This window comes from uncultured Mucilaginibacter sp. (assembly GCF_937859865.1).
Lineage (GTDB): Bacteria > Bacteroidota > Bacteroidia > Sphingobacteriales > Sphingobacteriaceae > Mucilaginibacter_A.
Window position 1 is genome coordinate 909 of sequence record NZ_CALMAT010000059.1, and the last position, 2,579, is coordinate 3,487.

6 protein-coding genes are annotated in these 2,579 nt (G+C 41.6%); 2 read left to right on the plus strand and 4 right to left on the minus strand.

Annotation, left to right across the window (positions count from 1 at the left end):
* Both Q0192_RS06425 and Q0192_RS06430 read left to right on the plus strand, forming a co-directional pair.
* Positions 1 to 706, plus strand: a 706-nt coding sequence (locus tag Q0192_RS06425) for a PDZ domain-containing protein (protein WP_299287827.1), incomplete at its 5' end; no start/stop codon positions are given.
* Between the two features lie 123 nt (positions 707 to 829).
* A complete protein-coding gene (locus Q0192_RS06430) occupies positions 830 to 979 on the plus strand; it encodes a lmo0937 family membrane protein (protein ID WP_299287830.1) in 150 nt (49 codons plus the stop codon).
* 75 nt (positions 980 to 1,054) lie between these two features.
* Here the strand turns inward: Q0192_RS06430 and Q0192_RS06435 are convergent, their stop codons facing one another.
* From Q0192_RS06435 to Q0192_RS06450, 4 genes are all read right to left on the minus strand, one after another.
* Positions 1,055 to 1,516 (minus strand): RES family NAD+ phosphorylase, encoded by a 462-nt coding sequence (locus Q0192_RS06435; RefSeq protein ID WP_299287833.1) that lies wholly within the window; start codon positions 1,514 to 1,516, stop codon positions 1,055 to 1,057.
* On the minus strand, positions 1,513 to 1,944 hold the full coding sequence (locus Q0192_RS06440; protein ID WP_299287836.1) for an antitoxin Xre/MbcA/ParS toxin-binding domain-containing protein: 432 nt from the start codon (positions 1,942 to 1,944) through the stop codon (positions 1,513 to 1,515). Before Q0192_RS06440 ends, Q0192_RS06435 begins: the two co-directional genes overlap by 4 nt.
* Before the next feature lie 52 nt (positions 1,945 to 1,996).
* Entirely contained in the window at positions 1,997 to 2,305 is a 309-nt protein-coding gene (locus tag Q0192_RS06445) for a SelT/SelW/SelH family protein (protein ID WP_299287839.1), read from the minus strand.
* A gap of 6 nt (positions 2,306 to 2,311) precedes the next feature.
* A partial coding sequence (locus Q0192_RS06450) for a molybdenum cofactor biosynthesis protein MoaE (RefSeq protein ID WP_299287842.1) occupies positions 2,312 to 2,579 on the minus strand: 268 nt, incomplete at its 5' end.

Consider the following 2,579-nt stretch of genomic DNA (forward strand, 5'->3'; position numbering starts at 1 on the left):
AACCCAAACCGTAACCGAAGCCAGCTTTGATGCTTGGATCAAGTTTTATCGCCCCAACGAAAACACGCCGAATACAACCGTTTCTTATTATGTAAAAGGCTCGCTGATTGCGTTTTGTCTGGATTTGCTCATCATCCACCAAACCCAAAACCAATACAATTTGGATGAAGTGATGAAGCGTATGTACAACCAATTTTACAAAACCGAAAACCGCGGCTACACCGAAGCCGAGTTTAAAACAGCACTGGAAGAAGTGGCCGGAAGCAATTTAAACCACATTTACGACCATTACATCAACGGTTTGGAAGACTTGGATTATAACCATTACCTCGGTTACGCCGGCCTGCGCTTAAAAGTTTGTACGCCCGAAACCAAACCGCAGCCAACTATGGGTTTAAGTACTTCTTTTACCACCGGAAAATTGGTGGCAACGCAAATAGAACGCGGAACGGCGGCCTGGCAAGCCGGCATCAACGTAAACGACGAACTGCTGGCCATCAACGGCAACCGGATTGCTGACCTCGAAAAATCATTGCAATTTTTACTACCCGGCGATACCATTGATTTAACTTTGATGCGCGACGGAAGGCTGTTGGAGCTGCCCGTAACCTTACAAAAACAGCATAAAATAAAATACCAGATCGAAGAAATTGCCGAGCCAACTTACCTGCAAATTATCAGCAGGAATAAATGGCTGAAGCTGTAATTAAATAAATTAAGTGCAGGTTTTTTATCCGCTTTTTTCAAAAGCAGGCCAAACATTTTCCTTGGTTTCTTATTTCTGATGATGATTATTTAAACCATTCTATCACTTAAAAAACAATTTATCATGAGATCTTTATTGTACATCATTGCTGTTGTCCTGGTTATTGGCTGGGCTTTAGGCGTTTTTGCATTTCACGTAGCTGGCGGTATTATCCACGTTTTGTTGGTAATTGCCGTTATTGCTTTAATCCTGGGTTTGATCAGAAGGGCTTAGGAAAATTAATATTGACCGGCAATAAAAGAAGTATGGATGCTTCTTTTATTGCCGGTTTTTTTTGGCTGGCACTTTTCATTTAAAAAATAACCTGGCATCAAATTCATAAGGTTCAATATTTAAAATAGCAAGTTTGTTTAAATCCCGATGGTTTGGGTTGATCAGGAAATTGTACTCGCCTTGAACCACAACAGATGGCACTTTTAAAACCAAAGCCCTTTTGCTTAGTATAAATTCATCTCCGATTATTTGGGTGGAATGTGAATGCGGAATAGATTTCCAATCTGTAGGAAGTTTGCTTGCATTTAATGTTTCGATGATGTTCTCTTCGGGAAGTTCGTATGTAACGGCAACATATCCCTTTGGCAATATCCCTAAAGGCACATGCACTGCAATTTCTGTGGTGGCCAAGGCGATAGATTGGGCAGTATAAAGCAGCGCAATGCCTTTGCTGTTCCAACGCCCTCCGGCTATTTCGGCACCTTTTCCGCTTAAATCATTGCTATAAACAGCTTTGGTTAAACGGTACAACTTCATGCCAAAACACCGTGTTCAATCCGGGTAAGTTCGTCCCGTACTAAATTTATACCGAAAGTGGTGTCCAATAAATCTTTGGGTTTTACACCGCCAAGTGCAATGCTTTTGGTATTAAGCCAAGTGTCAAAATTTTCCTGTACTTCAAATACTTCCACGCCATATTTATAAAGCAGCCTGATCTCCAAAATACGTTCGGCATAACCCGCCTGGAAAGGTTTATTTTCCTTTTTATATCGCTGTAAAGTCCTTTCCGATAAGTTGAGATAAGCAGACCATTCGCTAAACGAAAAAGGGATATTTTGCAACATGCTATCAAAAAAAGAATAGCCAATGCCTTGGCGTATAGCGTTGATCAAAAAAAGGCTGCCTTTATCATCAACTGCTTTAAAGGATAAATCCTGCTCTAAAAGTTCCTCTATGTTTGGCATATAACAAATATACGACAAGTGGCATTTGTAAAACGACAATCATCTATACAATTTAAACTTCCTTCTTATCCGAATGCCCTAAACTTTTATCCGGGTTCACTTTATCCCGCACCAACTGCTTCAACTCTTTAATTTCTGGAAAACGGCCTTCTCTTTTACGGTCAAAAAGGAGTTCATCATTCACGAAAACCGAATAACGGCCGCCAACTTCGCTTGGCTGCAGCAAAACGCCGTGCAAGTCATCTTCAAAAGTGGTCAACAACTCTTGCGCCATATAAGCGGCGCGTAAAAGCCAGCGGCATTTCGGGCAATATTCAATGGTGATGGTTGGTTTTTTAGGGATAAAAGAAGTATTGACCATTTAGTTTTATTTTTTCTCCTCCGTCCACTCATAAACATGCTTGTTGGCATCGCCGGTTATCTTTTGGCAGTTGCAGTTTCCGCCCCATTCTTTCGTACCGTCTTTAAAATATTCGCACTTCCAAATCGGCGCTTCGTGTTTAATGCGGTCAATAATATAACGGTTGGCCGAATAAGCTTCTGCTCGGTGCGGCGATGCGGTAATCACCACCACGGCTGATTCTGAAATGCCAACCTTACCAACACGGCGCTGTGCCAATGCAATCTTTAAAGGC